This window comes from Mycolicibacterium sp. XJ662, assembly GCF_053484035.1.
The window spans coordinates 105,968-123,025 of sequence record NZ_JBEFTL010000003.1 but is presented as its reverse complement, the minus strand read 5'-3'; the positions used below and the strand labels follow the sequence as shown (position 1 = coordinate 123,025).

Here is a 17,058-nt window from a genome sequence, read left to right as displayed (position 1 = left end):
GATAGGGAGATGACACTGTGGCTGTGCGCATACTTGTCGTCGACGACGATCGCGCGGTGCGCGAATCCCTGCGCCGCTCGCTTTCGTTCAACGGATACTCGGTCGAGCTGGCTCAAGACGGTGTCGAAGCCCTCGAACTGATCACCAACAACCGGCCCGACGCCCTGGTGCTGGATGTGATGATGCCGCGCCTCGACGGCCTGGAGGTGTGCCGTCAGCTGCGCAGCACCGGCGACGATCTGCCGATCCTGGTGTTGACCGCGCGCGACTCGGTATCGGAGCGGGTGGCCGGACTCGACGCCGGCGCCGACGATTACCTGCCCAAACCATTCGCCCTCGAGGAGTTGCTCGCCCGCATGCGTGCCTTGCTGCGGCGCACCTCCTCCGACGACGGCGAAGACTCACCCGCGTTGACGTTCTCGGACCTGTCTCTGGACCCAGCCACCCGCGAGGTCACCCGCGGGCAGCGCGAGATCAGCCTGACGCGCACCGAGTTCGCGTTGCTCGAGATGCTCATCGCGAACCCGCGCCGGGTGCTGACCCGCAGCCGCATCCTCGAGGAAGTGTGGGGCTTCGACTTCCCGACGTCCGGAAACGCCCTGGAGGTGTATGTCGGATACCTCCGCCGGAAAACAGAGGCCGAAGGAGAGCCGCGACTGATCCACACCGTGCGCGGGGTGGGTTATGTGCTGCGCGAGACCCCGCCCTGATGTCCGTCCCGAACTACGGATTTCGACCGCCGCCGGGGGCGCCGACCACCAAATCCGTATCCCTGCGCTGGCGGGTGATGTTGCTCGCCATGTCGATGGTCGCGATGGTGGTGGTCTTGATGGCCGTCGCGGTCTGGGCGGTGGTCTCCCAGGCGCTCTACGACGACGTCGACAACCAACTGCGCAGCCGGGCCCGGCTGTTGATCGAAAGCGGCTCGCTGCAAGTCGATCCGAGCAAAGCGATCGAGGGCACCGCCTACTCCGACGTGAACGCGATGCTGGTGATCCCCGGCCGGGCCATCTACACCGCCAACCAACGCGGTGAGACGCTGCCGCTCGGCGAGCCCGAGAAGGCGGTGCTGCGCGGCGACTTGATCATGTCCTTGCGCACCGCCAACCACCAACGGGTGCTGGCGATGCGGCTGTCCAACGACAGCTCGTTGCTGATCTCGAAGAGCATGGCCCCCACCGCGCAGGTGCTCAAACGGCTGGGCACGGTGTTGTCGATCGTCGGCGGCATCGGTGTGGTGGTGGCCGCCATGGCCGGCGGCGCGGTCGCCCGCGCGGGTCTGCGCCCGGTGGCGCGGCTGACCGAGGCGGCCGAACGGGTGGCCCGCACCGACGACCTACGGCCGATCCCCGTCGTCGGCAGCGACGAACTGGCCAGGCTCACCGAAGCTTTCAACATGATGTTGCGCGCCCTTGCAGAGTCGCGGGACCAGCAGGCCCGGTTGGTCACAGACGCCGGACACGAACTGCGCACACCGCTGACGTCACTGCGCACCAACGTGGAACTGCTGATGGCGTCGATGGAACCGGGCGCACCACGATTACCTGACGAAGAGATGGCCGGGCTGCGCGCGGACGTGATCGCCCAGATTCAGGAATTGTCCACGCTAGTAGGTGATCTGGTGGACCTGACCCGCGACGACGCAGGTGTGGTCATCCACGAACCGGTCGACATGTCCGAGGTCATCGACCGTTCCCTCGAGCGAGTTCGCCGCCGCCGCAATGATATTGAGTTCGACGTGGATGTCGCACCGTGGCAGGTATACGGGGACGGCGCCGGTCTGGCCCGCGCGGTGCTCAACCTTCTCGACAACGCCGCGAAATGGAGCCCGCCCGACGGACGTGTCGGGGTGCGGATGTCTCAGATCGATCCGGTGCACGCCGAGTTGGTGGTGTCCGACGAAGGCCCGGGGATTCCGCCGCAGGAACGGCAATTGGTATACGAGCGGTTCTTCCGGTCGGCGCAGGCGCGTGCAATGCCGGGTTCGGGGCTGGGGTTGGCGATCGTCAAGCAGATTGTCGTCAAACACGGCGGCACGTTGTGGGTGGAGGACGCCGTGCCCGGCGGGCAGCCGCCGGGCACCGCCATGCACGTCGTTTTGCCCGGCAGCCCCGTGGCGGTGACCGACACGCCGCGCTGACGTCGGCGTGCCCGGCCCGATGTCGCCGATGATTAGTGGGCGCGTCCAGGGGAAAACAACTCAGAGCATGTCCCGAAGGTTCTCTAAGTGGATTCTCAGCCCACTTGGGCACGTTTGACGTGGTTTGACCGTTGTCCTAACGACGCATGTACGCCGACTGGCAGAAAGAAGAGCACCGCAGCGCTATGACAAACCACCCGAGGTATTCGTCGCCGCCACCGCAGTCGGGTCGTCGGCCCGGCGGCCATGAGAACGCGGCGCCGGGGTACCCCGGTGCGCAGCGCCCGGGCCACTATCAGCAGCCATACGACTGGCGCTATGCGACCCAGCAGCAACAGCAGCAACACGCGCCGTTTCGCGCGCCCTACGACCCCTACCGGGGCGCACCGCAGCCGATGGGCGGTGGTCCGTCGGGGCCGCCTCCCCAAAAGCCTTCCCGCGCCGGTGCTTTGACCGTGGGCGCTCTTGCGCTGGCAATGGTCTCTGCCGGTGTCGGCGGTGGGGTCGCATTGCTGGCACAACCAGACCGCCCGGCGGCGACGTCGTCGGTGACGGGTGCGGCGCCCACCGTGCCGGCCGCCAGCCTGCCCGCCGGCTCCGTCGAACAGGTCGCGGCCAAGGTGGTGCCCAGCGTCGTCAAGTTGGAGGTAGACCTCGGCCGCCAGTCCGAGGAGGGCTCCGGGATCGTCTTGTCGCCAGACGGGCTGATCCTGACCAACAACCACGTCATCTCGGCCGCTGCCGGACCAACGCCTCGCGGCGGTCCCGGCGATGCGGTGACCAAGGTGACGTTCTCCGACGGACAGACCACGTCGTTCAGCGTCATCGGAACCGACCCGAGCAGCGATATCGCCGTCGTACGTGCCGAGGGTGCGTCCGGACTGACACCCATCACGATCGGGTCCTCGGGGGACCTGCGGGTAGGCCAGGACGTGGTGGCCATCGGGTCACCGCTCGGTCTCGAGGGCACGGTGACAACCGGCATCATCAGCGCGCTGAACCGGCCCGTCGCCGCCGGCGGCGACATACGCAACCAGAACACCGTGCTCGACGCGATCCAAACCGATGCGGCCATCAACCCGGGCAACTCCGGCGGCGCGCTGGTCAACATGAACGGTGAACTGGTCGGCGTGAACTCGGCGATCGCCACCCTGGGCGGTGACGCCGGACCGCAGGCATCCAGCGGGTCGATCGGGCTCGGCTTCGCCATCCCCGTGGACCAGGCAAAGCGCATCGCCGACGAGTTGATCAAGAACGGTTCGGCCTCGCACGCCTCGCTCGGTGTGCAGGTCACCAGCGACGCCACCGTCGACGGAGCCCGCATCGTCGAGGTCACCGCGGGCGGGGCGGCGCAAGCGGCCGGGCTGCCGAGCGGGGTCGTGGTCACCAGGGTCGACGCCCGGGTCATCAACAGCGCCGACGCGCTGGTGGCCGCCGTGCGTTCCAAGGCGCCAGGTGAACAGGTGACGCTGACGTATCTGGACGGCTCGGGTAAGCCGCAGACGGTGCAGGTCACGCTAGGCAAGGCGCAACAGTGATGACCACGATTAACACGGGCCAGGGCGGCGGCACCCTGAGAGTGGCCGCGCCGATGTCGCGACCCGCATATACGGTTGCACTCATGGAACAGCCAGGTGAGTTGGTGGGTCGTGCGCTGATCGTCGTCGTCGACGACCGCACCGCACACGGCGACGAAGAGGACCACAGCGGTCCGCTGGTGACCGAGCTGCTCGGTGAGGCCGGCTTCGTCGTCGACGGCGTTGTCGTGGTGTCCGCCGACGAGGTCGAGATTCGCAACGCGTTGAACACGGCGGTGATCGGTGGAGTCGACCTGGTGGTGTCGGTCGGCGGCACCGGGGTCACGCCGCGCGACGTCACGCCCGAAGCGACTCGCGAAATCCTGGACCGCGAACTTCTCGGCATCTCCGAAGCGCTGCGCGCCTCGGGGTTGTCGGCAGGCATCGTCGAAGCCGGCGTGTCGCGCGGCCTCGCGGGAGTCTCCGGCAGCACGCTGGTGGTCAACATCGCCGGCTCCCGGGCGGCGGTTCGCGACGGAATGGCGACGCTGAGTCCGCTGGCGATCCAGATCATCAGCCAGCTCTCCAGCCTGGAGATTTAACGTAGCCGTCAGGCCGGACGCGCAGCTAATGTGATCTTTATCACAGGGGAGAACCTCGATGGAAGATGCGCCCAAACCCCCGCGCGGGGCGATCGACAAGATCTTCGGCGACGCTTTGCCGTCGAGGGAGACCGACGAGGACGACATTTCCGCCAGGACCGAAGACGCTGCGCGTGAGCGTTGGTTGCGGCAAAACGTGCCCCCTCACCACGAGTGATTAGTAACCTCGAGCCAGCCACCGATCGGTACCTGGTGGTCGCGGCGGCTAGGCGCCCCTTCGAGGGGGTACGGCCGGATCGGTCCGTGGGGGCCCTAAGCTAGGCACCGCGCGCCGGTAGCGATCGGTGGCGTATACGGCAGGGCTAATCGGGGGCCAGTAACACGCGTCACAGTAGAAACGATCACTGGTTGCCGGGGTAATCAACCGACCGTTATGTTCCTCCTGTTAAGGATGAGCACAACGTAAGAGCCGCGTGTGGGGTTTCTCATTTGCTTCGCATGAGGCTTCTGAGTCGTGTGTGGTTAAGCGGTACGGCCAGGCATGAACGGGACAACGCACGACGGGCGGGGTCCGGCGTCGACACAGCTAGGGAGATCATGAGGGCAATCAGTCGGGTGCTGGTCGTGTTGATTACGGCCGTCGCGTCTCTGTTCGTGAGTACAGGCACTTCTCATGCCGGCCTGGACAACGAGTTAAGCCTGGTTGATGGTCAGGATCGGACACTGACGATTCAGCAGTGGGACACGTTCCTCAACGGTGTGTTCCCGTTGGACCGCAACCGCCTCACGCGTGAGTGGTTCCATTCGGGCCGGGCCAAGTACATCGTGGACGGACCGAACGCCAACAAGTTCCAGGGCACGCTCGAGTTGGGTTATCAGATCGGGTTCCCGTGGTCACTTGGCGTGGGTATCAACTTCAGCTACACCACGCCCAACATCCTGTTCGACCAGGCGCCGCTGCCGATTCCGAACTCTGGCTTCGAGTTGGACAACTTCATCACCACGCCGAACCTGTTCCCCGGTGCGTCGATCAGCGCGGATCTGGGCAACGGCCCGGGCATCCAGGAGGTCGCGACGTTCTCGGTGGACGTCAAGGGCGCTGAAGGCGGTGTGGCGGTGTCCAATGCGCACGGCACGGTGACCGGTGCGGCCGGTGGGGTGCTGTTGCGTCCGTTCGCCCGGTTGATCTCCTCGGCCGGTGACAGCGTCACCACCTACGGCGAACCCTGGAACATGAACTGACGCAAGCGAAGATTCTCCCAGACATAGCAAGCGGCCCCCGAGTCACTCCGGGGGCCGTTTCTGGTTACGTGCAGTTGTCGGGGAAATTGCTTCTCGGTGAACAAGAATAGGGGGCCTAAGTGGTCTTGATCACAAGCCGCGCTGACACGTGCGGGCGGTGCGAAGTTTCCGGTTGTGCGCACGATCACCGGCCGATGCGGCGCCAACGTCCCCTCAAGTGCAGTTCTGGCTCGAATGGTTGCGAGATGGCAATTACGCATCGTCGTCGAGATGAACGGAACTCGACGACCGATCGACATTGGGGTTCGCGCACGCCAGCGAGTCGGATTCTGTTCGCGTTGCCGGTTGACCACCGGCCCGTTATGTTCCTCTCGTCAACGATGAGCACAACGTAAGCGCAGCATGTGGCGTCTCTCATCCGCTTCGCATGGCGCTCCTCGGGGCGCGGACAACACACGCTGGGCCAGCCGGGCCCCGCGTCGACACAGCTAGGGAGATCATGAAGGCAATCAGTCGGGTGCTGATCGCGTTGGTTGCGGCCGTCGCGTCTTTGTTCGTGAGTACAGGCACTTCTCACGCGGGTCTGGATAACGAGCTGAGCCTGGTTGATGGTCAGGATCGCACGCTGACGATTCAGCAGTGGGACACGTTCCTCAACGGTGTGTTCCCGTTGGACCGCAACCGCCTCACGCGTGAGTGGTTCCATTCGGGCCGGGCCAAGTACATCGTGGACGGCCCGGACGCTGACGAGTTCGAAGGCACGCTCGAACTCGGCTATCAGATCGGGTTCCCGTGGTCGCTTGGCGTGGGTATCAACTTCAGCTACACCACGCCCAACATCCTGTTCGACCAGGCGCCGCTGCCGATTCCGAACTCTGGCTTCTTCCTCGACAACTTCATCACGACGCCGAACCTGTTCCCCGGTGCGTCGATCAGCGCGGATCTGGGCAACGGCCCGGGCATCCAGGAGGTCGCGACGTTCTCGGTGGACGTCAAGGGCGCTGAAGGCGGTGTGGCGGTGTCCAATGCGCACGGCACGGTCACGGGTGCGGCCGGTGGGGTGCTGTTGCGTCCGTTCGCCCGGTTGATCTCCTCGGCCGGTGACAGCGTCACCACCTACGGTGAACCCTGGAACATGAACTGAGAAAGTCTCAACACGAAACGGCCCCCGAACCATCCAGGGGGCCGTTTGTGTTGCGGCTCAGGACTTGTCGGCGCTTGTGGTCTTCGCGGTATCGGGGCTGGGCCCGGTGCCCGGGCCACTGACATGCTTGCCGGAGGAGGAACCGTTGGTTTCGGCGAGAAGGTTGCGGATCTCGGTCAGTAGCGAGAGTTCGGTGTCCTGGGCCTGTTCGACTTCGCCCTTCCTGCGCAGCCTGTTGTAGGGCACCACGACGAGGAAATACACCACCGCGGCGACCAGGATGAAGTTGATCAACCCGGACAACAGGATGTTGAGATCGATGGACTCCCCGCCGCCGATGCCGATGCGCAGAATGCCGTAATCGGATTCACCGTCCGCGCCGATGCGGTTGATCAACGGTTGGATGATGCTGTCGGTGAACCTCGTGACCAGTGCCGTGAACGCGGTGCCGATGACCACCGCGACCGACAGGTCAACGATGTTGCCGCGGGCGAGAAATTCCTTGAACCCCTTCAACATGGCCGATCCCTCCCAGCAGTGTGTGTTAGCTGACAGACACGGTAGTCCGATGGTGCTGCGTTGACGGCGAATCGGACGCGAGCCACGCCACGCGATCAATGGAAGGTCAGCGTGACCGCCGAGACCAGCGTCGCCGCCGCCACGTCGCTTGCCGCATGCGCCGGCAGGGCGACCAGCACCACCCGATCCCCGCCACTTCCTGCCCCCGTTGGCTTCTCGGATACCACCACGACGACGGCATCTCGGGCGACCACGCTGGGTTTGGCATCAGCGGAGATCGTCGGTTCTGCGCCGGCCGTGAGCACGTCGACGACGTCGCCCGGGCGCACGAGGTCCAGGAGCGCCGGGTCGTCGAGGTGTAACGGCACGATCCGCGCATCGGGGCCCACCGCAGATTCGGCAAGGCGCGGACCCAACAGCCGAACGTCGGTGAGCGCTTCACCGCGCCGGGCCGGACCGGCCAACGTCGCTCCGATGACGGCGCCCAGATCCGCGTGTGCGCCGTCCGGAACCATTGTGGCAGAGCGGGATTCGATCTTGACGTCATCGGCGCTGAGCTTCATGCCCGGGGTCAGATCGTGCGCGGCGACGACGATGTCGGCGCGGTGGTCGTCGGGGTCGGGACGCAGGGCCGCGACGGCGGCCAGCACGACGAGCACACCGGCCGCGGCCCGACGGGCCGCCAGTGTGCGGGTCCAGTCAGGGCGCAGCGCCTGTTGGAGCCGGCTCAGCGCCGACGGGTTCAGAGATTCCCCCATACCGCCAAACTAGGCAGCAGGCGACCACGATGGGCCGGGCAAAAGCCCGCCTGTGGATAACTGTGCGCGTTAGCTCGAAGCCGCTGCAGCCGGAGCCGAACTCGACGAGGAAGAGCTCGAACTCGAGTCGCTGCTGGAACTGGACTTCTCCGACGAGGAGCTTGTGGAGCCGGCCGACGAACTCGTGGAGCTACTCGAGGAGCCGTTGGAGGAACTCTTGGCCGGCTCGCGGTTGTCGGTGCGATAGAAACCGCTGCCTTTGAAGACCACGCCCACGTTGCCGAACAGCTTGCGCAGCCGGCCGTTGCACTTGCTGCACGTGGTCAGTGCGGAGTCGCTGAAGGACTGCACGGCGTCGAACCGATCGCCGCATTCAGTGCATGCATAAGAGTAGGTGGGCACGCGAACCTCCGAGGTGGTCAAACTACTTAGCACTCTAGCGCGTCAAGTGCTAGAACCGCTACGTGGGCTGGGTCATTCCCGGTCATTCCCGCTCATCGACCAGCGCACGGCCGAGCGCGACCAGACCGCGTCGCGGCGTCAACGCGTGGGTCATCGGCACGTCGTGCGGCTCAGCAGGCAATTCGTCGAGTAGCTCTTCGTCGCGCACCACGGCGATCATCTGGGTATCGCGGCCGGCCAGGCGCAGCGACCGGTCGTAGAACCCCGCGCCGCGGCCCAGCCGTACGCCGGTCCGGTCGACGGCAAGCGCAGGCACCAGGATCGTCGACACACCGGCCACCGCTTCGGCGCCCAGCCACGGCTGAGCCGGTTCGCGCAACCCGAACCGTGCGTCGACCAACTCGCCTGGCCGGTACCGGCCCCACTGCAGTGGCAGCGGGATGCCGGCGGCGTCGTGCCGCGCCACCGGAAGCAGCACCTCGACCCCGCGTCGCTGCAGCGAATCGATGAGCTCCGAAGAACCCGGCTCGGAGCCGACAGGCACATAGGCACAAACGGTTTCGCCGCCGGCCACCAGCGCGGAGAGATGCGTCACCAAGGCGTGTGCGTCGGCGTCGTGCTCCTGCGGCGGCAACGCCCGACGGGCCGAAAGGATCGCGGCACGCAACTCGGTTTTCGTCACGCTCACCGCACCGCCTTCAAACATCGAACCTTGGGAGGTTAAACCAAACCAGGGAGGTTAATGTGTGAACGATGACACGGGGATCGGCATCGATACCGCTTACGGCGGTGGTTCCAGCAGCCGGGTTGGGGACCCGGTTCCTGCCTGCGACGAAGACGGTGCCCAAAGAGTTGTTGCCGGTGGTGGACACTCCGGGCATCGAGCTGGTCGCCGCTGAGGCGGCGGAGGCCGGCGCCGAACGGTTGGTGATCATCACCTCCGAAGGCAAGGACAGCGTGGTCGCCCACTTCGTCGAGGACCTGGTCCTCGAGGGCACGCTGGAGGCGCGCGGTAAGCAATCGATGTTGGAGAAGGTGCGTCGCGCACCGGCGCTGATCAAGGTCGAGTCGGTGGTGCAGGCCGAACCGCTCGGTCTCGGCCACGCGGTGGGCTGCGTCGAAGACACGCTGGGGCCCGACGAGGACGCGGTGGCGGTGCTGCTGCCCGATGATCTGGTGGTGCCCAGCGGCGTGCTCGAGACCATGTCGAAGGTCCGAAGCAAGCGCGGCGGCTCGGTGCTCTGCGCGATCGAGGTCCCGGGCGAGGACATCAGCGCCTACGGCGTGTTCGACGTCGAAACCGTTCCGGACGCCGACAACCCCGATGTCCTACGGGTCAAGGGCATGGTGGAGAAACCCAAGGCCGAGGACGCGCCGTCGCCGTATGCCGCCGCGGGCCGATACATTCTGGACCGCGCGATTTTCGATGCGATCAACCGCGTTTCGCCGGGGGCCGGCGGCGAGATCCAGCTGACCGACGCGATCGCGTTGTTGATCGATGAAGGACATCCCGTGCACGTGGTCGTGCACCGCGGCTCTCGACACGACCTGGGAAATCCCGGCGGCTACCTCAAGGCTGCGGTTGACTTTGCATTGGAGCGCGACGACTACGGGCCTGAATTGCGGCGATGGTTGGCAGAGCGACTGGGCTTGACCGCACAGTAGAACCACACGCCGCGGCCGCCGGGTCGGCGACATTGGGGGATAGCCCCGCAAGGCAGAAAGGCGTGTTGTGCGTTCGGTGGAGGAGCAGCAGGCTCGGGTAGCGTCCGCCGCGGTGGCTCCCCGGCCGGTCCGGGTGGCGATCGCAGAGGCCCAAGGTCTGATGTGCGCCGAGGAGGTGGTCACCGAGCGTCCGCTGCCCGGCTTCGACCAGGCGGCCATCGACGGTTACGCGGTCCGCAGCGTGGATGTTCTCGGGGTGGACTCCGACGACTCCGATGACGACGATGACGCTGACGGCGGCCCGGTCGATCGGGAGATCAGCCTGCCGGTAATGGGTTTGATCGAGGCCGGCGCGCGCACGCCCAGCCGCTTGCAGCCGCGTCAGGCCGCGCGCGTGCAGACCGGTGCGCCCATGCCCACGCTGGCCGACGCGGTGCTGCCGCTGCGCTGGACCGACGGCGGCGACTCGCGGGTGACCGTACTGCGCGGCGTGCGATCCGGGGCGTATGTCCGTCGTACCGGCGACGACGTGCAGCCCGGTGACGTCGCCGTGCGGGCCGGCACGATCATCGGGCCCGCACAGGTCGGCCTGCTGGCCGCGGTCGGGCGCGAACGCGTGCTGGTGCACCCTCGACCGCGGCTGTCGGTGATGTGCGTCGGCGGCGAACTGGTCGACATCTCCCGGACGCCCGGAAACGGTCAGGTGTACGACGTGAACTCCTATGCGTTGGCTGCCGCGGGCCGCGATGCCGGTGCGGAGGTCAACCGTGTCGGCATCGTCGACGCCGATCCCACCAAACTCCGGGAAGTCGTCGAGGGCCAACTCAACCGCTCAGAAGCGCTGGTCATCGCGGGCGCTGTCGGTGGGGCCGCCGCCGAAGGGGTCCGGTCGGTGCTCGCCGAGTTGGGCGATATGGAAGTCACCCGCATCGCGATGCATCCCGGTTCGGTGCAGGGTTTCGGCCAGCTGGGCGCCGAAGGTGTGCCGGTGTTTCTGCTGCCGGCCAACCCGGTCAGCGCGTTGGTGGTGTTCGAGGTGATGGTGCGTCCACTGATCCGGTTGTCGCTGGGCAAGCGCCAGGCGCACCGACGGATCGTGCAGGCGCGCACGCTGTCGCCGATCAGCTCGGTGGTCGGCCGCAAGGGCTATCTGCGGGGGCAGTTGATGCGCGACCAGGACACCGGCGAGTACCTGGTGCAGGCGCTCGGCGGCGCGCCGGGGGCATCGTCGCATCTGCTGGCAACCCTGGCCGAGGCGAACTGTCTGGTGATCGTGCCCAGCGAAGCCGAGCAGATCCGTACCGGCGAGATCGTCGACGTCGCGTTTCTGGCCCAACGCGGTTGATCAGCGCGGCCGACGTGAACTTCTGGCGGTCCAGTTCCTTACATCCCGGTTGGCCGCTGCCCGTCGGTCCGCTTCGGGTGCCGGCGGGCGTGGTGCGGTTGCGGCCGGTGCGGCTGCGCGACGGGGCGCAGTGGAGCCGTCTTCGGCTGGCCGACCAAGCGCACTTGGAGCGGTGGGAGCCCGCCACCGGGATGGATTGGAAAGCGCGCCATGCCGTTACGTCGTGGCCGGCGGTGTGTTCGGGATTGCGGGCGGAGGCGCGTAAGGGCCGCATGCTGCCCTACGTGATCGAACTCGACGGCCAGTTCTGCGGCCAGCTCACGATCGGGAACGTGACACACGGGGCGCTGCGGTCAGCGTGGATCGGGTACTGGGTGGCCAGTGCGGTCACCGGCGGCGGGGTGGCGACGGCCGCGTTGGCGTTAGGTGTCGATCACTGCTTCGGACAGGTTGCATTGCATCGCGTCGAGGCGACGGTGCGCCCGGAGAACGCGGCCAGCCGCGCGGTGCTTTCCAAGGTCGGTTTCCGCGAGGAGGGCCTGCTGCGGCGCTACCTCGACGTCGATGGCGCGTGGCGGGATCACTTGTTGGTCGCCATCACCGTCGAGGAGATCAACGGTTCGGCATCCTCGACCTTGGTTCGCGGGGGCCGCGCGGCCTGGGTGTAGCGGGTTTACCCTGTTGCGTCGATTCTGCGCTGAGGGCTGTGCAACGGCCCGGATCGCGACCCTGGCGCAGATTTCGGAGACACAAACTTGTTACAAATGTGACATTTGTGACTGGTGGTGCTTGTCAGCAGTGAATTACAGGTGTGTAATTGTCTCGGCGCGCCATCCACGGATGCGCTGGTCACGGACTTAGCCTGATGGGGAAAGGAGCAGGCGCAATGCCAAGCATCCCCCAATCTCTGCTGTGGATCTCGCTCGTCGTCCTCTGGTTGTTCGTTCTCGTCCCGATGCTGATCAGCAAGCGGGACGCCGTGCGCCGGACCAGCGACGTGGCACTGGCGACGCGGGTGCTCAACAGCAGCCGCAACGCGCGGCTGTTGCGACGGCCGCGGGTCGCGGCGGGCCATGCGAGCGATCCGGACTGGCGACCGGCCGAAACCGATCTCGACGACGACCTCGACGACGCGGACGATGAAGAGCCCGCCGAACGATCCCTGGTGCGCGCGGCGGTGGTCGAGGTCGAGCGCGACGAAGAATCGGACTACCTCGATGTGGACGTGATCGGGGAGGGCGCCCTGCCCGTCGGCGAGTCCGCAATGGCCGAGGACGAAGAACCCGACGCCGAAACCGGTGAGCTGACACTGGAATTCGATGAGCCGGCCGAGGAGGAGGCCGACGGCACCGACGACGAGTACGAGTACGTCGACGATTCCTCGGGGCTCGAGGCGCCCTCGGAAACCGATTTGCAGCTCGCCGACTCGATGACTGCGGCCAGGCGACGCAGGCACGAATCCAAGACGGCCGCCGCGGTCAGTGCCCGCAAGTACAAGTTCCGCAAGCGGATGCTGACCGCGATGGCGGCGATGCTGGTGGTCTCAGCGATCGCGGCAGCGACGTTGTCACCGTCGTTGTGGTGGCTGTGTGGCGCGGTCGGCGGCGTGACGGTGCTGTATCTGGGGTATCTGCGCCGTCAGACCCGCATCGAGGAGCGGCTGCGGCGGCGCAGGGCCCAGCGGATCGCCCGCTCGCGCTTGGGTGTGGAGAACACCCTCGACAGCGAGTTCGACGTCGTGCCGGCACGGCTGCGGCGGCCGGGTTCTGTGGTGCTGGAGATCGACGACGAGGACCCCGACTTCGAGCACCTGGAGTACGTGGCGTTCGCTCGAGGGTTCGACCTGCCGCGGGCGGCCGGCCAGTAGGGTCGGCTTTCGTTTCCGATTTTCGGGCGCCGCGGGCAGGCTGGTAGCCTGCTATCGGTACCAGGGGCTATGGCGCAGTTGGTAGCGCGACTCGTTCGCATCGAGTAGGTCAGGGGTTCGATTCCCCTTAGCTCCACAGAGTTTGATCAGGTCAGACCGGCCTGCGCTCATGCCGTCATGGATGAGTGACGAGATAGGTTTCGTTGTCCAGGCCTGCGGTGAGTTCCTCTACCCTGAACGGCCGGTCGAGGCGAGCATGCAGTGCCGAGGGGTCGATGAGAAGGCTGATCTCTGCGGTTTGGCGCGCGAAGAATTTACCGATGAGTGGGTAGATCCGGCGCATCATCGCTCGCTCTGCCGCCGTGCACCGCGACGCGCAATACCCCACATGGCCGATTTCGTCGGTGAGGATCTCGCTGTACAGCAGTTCGATCCGATTGGCGACTTCGGGTTCGTCGGCGAACAGTTGGACCCCGACCCGGCGGAGTTCGTCGAACATGATGCAGCCGGCCATCTCCGCGGCTCCGACGAACATGAAGCTGAGCCGCTCCGGGATGAACACGCCCGTCTTGACGAACTGTCGCATCAGAAATGGCGGCGGCACCACCTGGAACGTCAGGTCGAAAACGTCGAGCGCGTATGCGAGCAACCGGGTGTGGTAATGCTCCTCGAGTTCGAGGTATACATTTTCCGGCGGCAGGCTCTCATCGCTGTTGCGCCCGTAAGTTTCGCCGAGCCCGACGCCGAACCGTTCCGCCTGGTTCAGTTTCGCGGTCGCCAGCAGAAACAGCATCTTGTCGTCCAGACCCGGTTCGGGGTGCCGACGCCGCAGGTTGCGCAGAAAGGTCGCGCGGTCGGCTGGATGGGCCGATCGCACAGGGCTGGTCTCCAACTCGCGGAAGAACTGCTCCCGGTTCGCCAGCCGCCGATTGAGCAGGTCAGCCTCGCCGTCGCGCTTGGCCAGATACTCCCGATACCCTTCGATGCCTGAGGTTTTCATCGTCTCTCCATTCCGTTGACAATCGTTGCCACATAACGACGTAACACCCCGGCATCGTGTGCTCCCGTGGCCAAAAGCGCGAAAAGCCCTGTCAGGAAAAAGATCCCGAGCTCGGCGGCGTCCGCATCCGTGCGCACTTGGCCGGCGTCTTGCGTCCGCGTAACCACGCCGATCACAAACTCGGCCAGCGGATGGCGCGCCAGCTCGTCCTCCACCGGACGTGTCGCCGAGAAGTGCAAACCCAACATGTCGCGGAAAACAACTGCGCCCAACCGCTGTTCAGCGTCAAGCACGCGCTCCACGACCCGTGCCAGTACAGATTCCAGATCGCCGTCGGCGTCGCCCAGTTCATCGATGATCCGGATCTCCTCGGCGCGTTCCACCTCTACGAGCACGTGTTCCTTGGTCGGGAAGTGGAAGTAGAACGTTCCCCTCGCCACGCCGGCCGCCGCGGCAATGGCGCTGACATCGGCGGCAGCCAACCCGTGCCGAGCGATTTCAGCCAACGCGGCCTCGAACAGCCGTGCCCGCGTTTCGAGTCGTCGTACCTCCCGGACGCCTGAAGCGCTTCGCAAGGCCATGGGAGGAGGCTACGCCGTTCGTTGACGACCGTCAATGACGGGTGTCAATGAATAGCGCGGTACCGGGTGCGCCGGGTGACGATCGCCGGACCGGCGAGAGGGGCGGGCAGCAGCCCCGGCGGCGCGTCGATCACTGCCGGTATGACGTTGACCGCCGCCATGGCCGTCGCAGCGACACCGGGGTTGGTGGGATCGCCCGGCGTCGGGTCCAGCCGCAGGTCGAGGGTCATGTTGGGTGAGCCCTCGATGCGGAACACCATCCCACCCTGCCCGGGTTGACCTGGGGCAGGCCAGCTTTCGGGCCACGGAGTCGACGTCACCGTCGCGAAGTACTGAACCGACACGACCGGACGGTCCTCGCGGACGGCGGAAAGCTGCCAGCGGTGGCCGCAGATGGTGTTCTCCGGAATCACCCCGAGCGCGGTCTCGAGGTCGCGCGGGGCAAGGATCGTCTCCCAGTCCAGGGCCACTCGCTCGACGTCGACACCGAGGATGTCGGCGATGTAGCGCACGACCGGTTCCCAGTCGTTGTTCACCTTGCCGACGGCGATGCGGACCGGGATGTGGCCGTCTGGCTTTCCGAAACCCATCGACTCGTGCAGAACCTCCCAGATCGGATAGGCCAGGTCGAGGTCCAGGGCGTACTCGTCCATGCGGTAGGAGTCGACCACGCCGGCACCGGTCAGCAGCGCGGTGGGGATGTTCAGGCTCACGAACCCGGGCTCGCAGCCGGTCGCGTAGAACGTGGCGCCGCCCTGTCGAGCCGCGCGCTCGATCGGCTCACGCCAATTCGCCGGGGCGGCTTGGGGATACACCATCGGGATCGCGGAAATGGTGACCACGTTGATTCCGGCTTGCAGGTAGCCGACGATGTCGGCGACCACCTCGTCTTCGCGTCTGACGGCCGTCGCGCAGTAGGCGACGCACTCGGGGTCGGCCTTCAGAACCGCTGCCACGTCGTCGGTGGCGGTAACGCCTACGTCGGGGCGACCACACAGTCGGCCGGCATCGACGCCCACCTTCGTCGGCGTGGACACCTTGACCCCGATCAACTCGAGCGCGGGGTCGTCGATGATCGCGCCGAGTGCGACGCTCCCGGTCATTCCGGTGCCGACGTGCACCACGCGGCGTCTACTGGTCGGGATGGCGCTCACAGAACTTCCCTTCGTCGGGAGCAGATCGCGCCTTAACTGTAGACAGCTACGTGATCGTCACACCGCCGTCGACGACGATCGTTTGGCCGGTCACGTAACCGCCGGCCTCGGAGGCCAGCCAGATCAACGCTGCCGACAACTCGTCGGGATCGCCAGCCCGTTGCAGCACAACGCGAGTCGCGAGTGTCTGCTCGAGATAGCCGGGAACGTACTGATCGGTCATCTCCGAGTGGAAGAACCCGGGCGCGATGGCGTTGACGCGAATCCCCTTGCGCGATCCCCACTGCTGGGCCAGATCGCGGGTGAGCCCGATGACGGCGGCCTTGCTGGCGCTGTAAGCCGCCTGCGGCAGACCCGCCGTCGTCAGGCCCAGCACGCTGGAGATGTTGATGATCGAGCTGCCCGGCTGCATCACCCTGCCGCACGCCTGAGCGGTCCAGTACGACCCGTGCAGGTTGATGTCGACCACCGAGCGGAACTCTTCGGGGGTCTCCCGGGTGGCCGGGACCGCCGTGCCCACGCCGGCGTTGTTGACCAACACGTCGACGCGGCCGAACTCCTCCATGGCCGCCTCCACCAGGGCGGTGCACTGCTGCGTGTCGGTGACGTCGGTGGGCACGATCAGCGCGCGGCGTCCCGCGCTGCGGACGAGGTCGGCTGTGCCACTGAGCTTCTCGGCGCGTCGGGCCGCCAACACCACGTCGGCGCCCGCCTGCGCGCACGCCTCGGCGAATGACACTCCCAAGCCCGACGACGCTCCGGTGATGATGACAACTTTGTCATCGAGCCGAAACCTGTCCAGAATCGTCATCGCATTGGCCCTTTCGCGTAAGCGGGTTGTCGTCTCCAGACATCCTCACCTGGCGACCTACGCGAGCCGCGACGGGGCTACCCGACAGGTTCCGGCTAGAAGATCAGACCGTTGGCCCTGCTGGTCGCCGCGGCGAACCGGTCCTGGCCTTGACGTTCTTGTCCTGCAAGTAATAGGCGTGCTCCCACATGTCGACGTGGGGCAGCGGAATGAGCCGAGCGGCACGTTGGCCTGCTCTCCCCGGGGCACCGAGGCGCGCAGCATATGGCCTGGCCAGCTCGTATGTCCAACTGTTCACATGTTCATGTTAG

19 protein-coding genes, 1 tRNA gene and 1 pseudogene are annotated in these 17,058 nt (G+C 66.2%); 12 read left to right on the top strand and 9 right to left on the bottom strand.

Annotated features, from left to right (window positions below):
* The first annotated feature begins 23 nt into the window (after positions 1-23).
* From ABQE93_RS11460 to ABQE93_RS11430, 7 genes are all read left to right on the top strand, one after another.
* Positions 24-710 carry a response regulator transcription factor gene (locus tag ABQE93_RS11460; protein ID WP_448393838.1) on the top strand — a complete coding sequence of 229 codons (687 nt, stop codon included), beginning with the start codon at positions 24-26 and terminating at the stop codon, positions 708-710.
* A complete protein-coding gene (locus ABQE93_RS11455) occupies positions 710-2,140 on the top strand; it encodes a HAMP domain-containing sensor histidine kinase (RefSeq protein WP_448407863.1) in 1,431 nt (476 codons plus the stop codon). Before ABQE93_RS11460 ends, ABQE93_RS11455 begins: the two co-directional genes overlap by 1 nt.
* Positions 2,141-2,325: 185 nt before the next feature.
* Positions 2,326-3,678, top strand: a complete 1,353-nt coding sequence (locus ABQE93_RS11450; protein ID WP_448407864.1) for a S1C family serine protease — start codon at positions 2,326-2,328, stop codon at positions 3,676-3,678.
* Positions 3,679-3,713: 35 nt separating this feature from the next.
* Complete coding sequence (locus ABQE93_RS11445; RefSeq protein ID WP_448408056.1) at positions 3,714-4,259, top strand: MogA/MoaB family molybdenum cofactor biosynthesis protein; 546 nt, start codon at positions 3,714-3,716, stop codon at positions 4,257-4,259.
* A 58-nt stretch (positions 4,260-4,317) separates the two neighbouring features.
* Positions 4,318-4,476 (top strand): hypothetical protein, encoded by a 159-nt coding sequence (locus tag ABQE93_RS11440; protein ID WP_448407866.1) that lies wholly within the window; start codon positions 4,318-4,320, stop codon positions 4,474-4,476.
* A gap of 380 nt (positions 4,477-4,856) precedes the next feature.
* Complete coding sequence (locus ABQE93_RS11435; protein ID WP_448407868.1) at positions 4,857-5,501, top strand: porin MspA; 645 nt, start codon at positions 4,857-4,859, stop codon at positions 5,499-5,501.
* Between the two features lie 499 nt (positions 5,502-6,000).
* Positions 6,001-6,645 (top strand): porin MspA, encoded by a 645-nt coding sequence (locus ABQE93_RS11430; RefSeq protein ID WP_448407870.1) that lies wholly within the window; start codon positions 6,001-6,003, stop codon positions 6,643-6,645.
* Positions 6,646-6,702: 57 nt separating this feature from the next.
* On the opposite strand, the gene mscL is transcribed toward ABQE93_RS11430, so the two are convergent.
* From mscL to ABQE93_RS11410, 4 genes are all read right to left on the bottom strand, one after another.
* The gene (gene mscL / locus ABQE93_RS11425; RefSeq protein ID WP_448407872.1) at positions 6,703-7,164 is read right to left on the bottom strand and encodes a large-conductance mechanosensitive channel protein MscL; all 462 of its coding nucleotides are present in this window, start codon (positions 7,162-7,164) and stop codon (positions 6,703-6,705) included.
* A 95-nt stretch (positions 7,165-7,259) separates the two neighbouring features.
* Complete coding sequence (locus ABQE93_RS11420; protein WP_448407874.1) at positions 7,260-7,922, bottom strand: SAF domain-containing protein; 663 nt, start codon at positions 7,920-7,922, stop codon at positions 7,260-7,262.
* Positions 7,923-7,991: 69 nt separating this feature from the next.
* A complete protein-coding gene (locus ABQE93_RS11415) occupies positions 7,992-8,324 on the bottom strand; it encodes an FmdB family zinc ribbon protein (protein ID WP_448408058.1) in 333 nt (110 codons plus the stop codon).
* Between the two features lie 82 nt (positions 8,325-8,406).
* Complete coding sequence (locus ABQE93_RS11410; RefSeq protein ID WP_448407876.1) at positions 8,407-9,030, bottom strand: 5-formyltetrahydrofolate cyclo-ligase; 624 nt, start codon at positions 9,028-9,030, stop codon at positions 8,407-8,409.
* Positions 9,031-9,077: 47 nt separating this feature from the next.
* Between ABQE93_RS11410 and ABQE93_RS11405 the strand changes: the two genes are divergently transcribed.
* From ABQE93_RS11405 to ABQE93_RS11385, 5 genes are all read left to right on the top strand, one after another.
* Positions 9,078-9,989 carry a UTP--glucose-1-phosphate uridylyltransferase gene (locus ABQE93_RS11405; RefSeq protein ID WP_448407877.1) on the top strand — a complete coding sequence of 304 codons (912 nt, stop codon included), beginning with the start codon at positions 9,078-9,080 and terminating at the stop codon, positions 9,987-9,989.
* Positions 9,990-10,056: 67 nt separating this feature from the next.
* Positions 10,057-11,334 carry a molybdotransferase-like divisome protein Glp gene (glp, locus tag ABQE93_RS11400; RefSeq protein ID WP_448407879.1) on the top strand — a complete coding sequence of 426 codons (1,278 nt, stop codon included), beginning with the start codon at positions 10,057-10,059 and terminating at the stop codon, positions 11,332-11,334.
* Positions 11,335-11,348: 14 nt separating this feature from the next.
* A complete protein-coding gene (locus tag ABQE93_RS11395; RefSeq protein ID WP_448407880.1) occupies positions 11,349-12,002 on the top strand; it encodes a GNAT family N-acetyltransferase in 654 nt (217 codons plus the stop codon).
* Positions 12,003-12,220: 218 nt separating this feature from the next.
* Entirely contained in the window at positions 12,221-13,201 is a 981-nt protein-coding gene (sepX, locus tag ABQE93_RS11390) for a divisome protein SepX/GlpR (protein ID WP_448407882.1), read from the top strand.
* Positions 13,202-13,264: 63 nt separating this feature from the next.
* Positions 13,265-13,337 (top strand) — tRNA-Ala (locus ABQE93_RS11385).
* Positions 13,338-13,376: 39 nt separating this feature from the next.
* On the opposite strand, the gene ABQE93_RS11380 is transcribed toward ABQE93_RS11385, so the two are convergent.
* From ABQE93_RS11380 to ABQE93_RS11360, 5 genes and pseudogenes are all read right to left on the bottom strand, one after another.
* Positions 13,377-14,201, bottom strand: coding sequence for a hypothetical protein (locus tag ABQE93_RS11380; protein WP_448407883.1), 825 nt, complete (start codon positions 14,199-14,201; stop codon positions 13,377-13,379).
* Positions 14,198-14,782, bottom strand: coding sequence for a TetR family transcriptional regulator (locus ABQE93_RS11375; protein WP_448407885.1), 585 nt, complete (start codon positions 14,780-14,782; stop codon positions 14,198-14,200). Before ABQE93_RS11375 ends, ABQE93_RS11380 begins: the two co-directional genes overlap by 4 nt.
* Before the next feature lie 44 nt (positions 14,783-14,826).
* On the bottom strand, positions 14,827-15,885 hold the full coding sequence (locus tag ABQE93_RS11370; RefSeq protein WP_448408060.1) for a dihydrodipicolinate reductase: 1,059 nt from the start codon (positions 15,883-15,885) through the stop codon (positions 14,827-14,829).
* A gap of 97 nt (positions 15,886-15,982) precedes the next feature.
* Positions 15,983-16,747, bottom strand: coding sequence for an SDR family NAD(P)-dependent oxidoreductase (locus ABQE93_RS11365; protein ID WP_448407887.1), 765 nt, complete (start codon positions 16,745-16,747; stop codon positions 15,983-15,985).
* 95 nt (positions 16,748-16,842) lie between these two features.
* Positions 16,843-16,984: pseudogene (locus ABQE93_RS11360) on the bottom strand (Fe-Mn family superoxide dismutase); the annotation flags it as partial.
* Positions 16,985-17,058 lie beyond the last annotated feature (74 nt).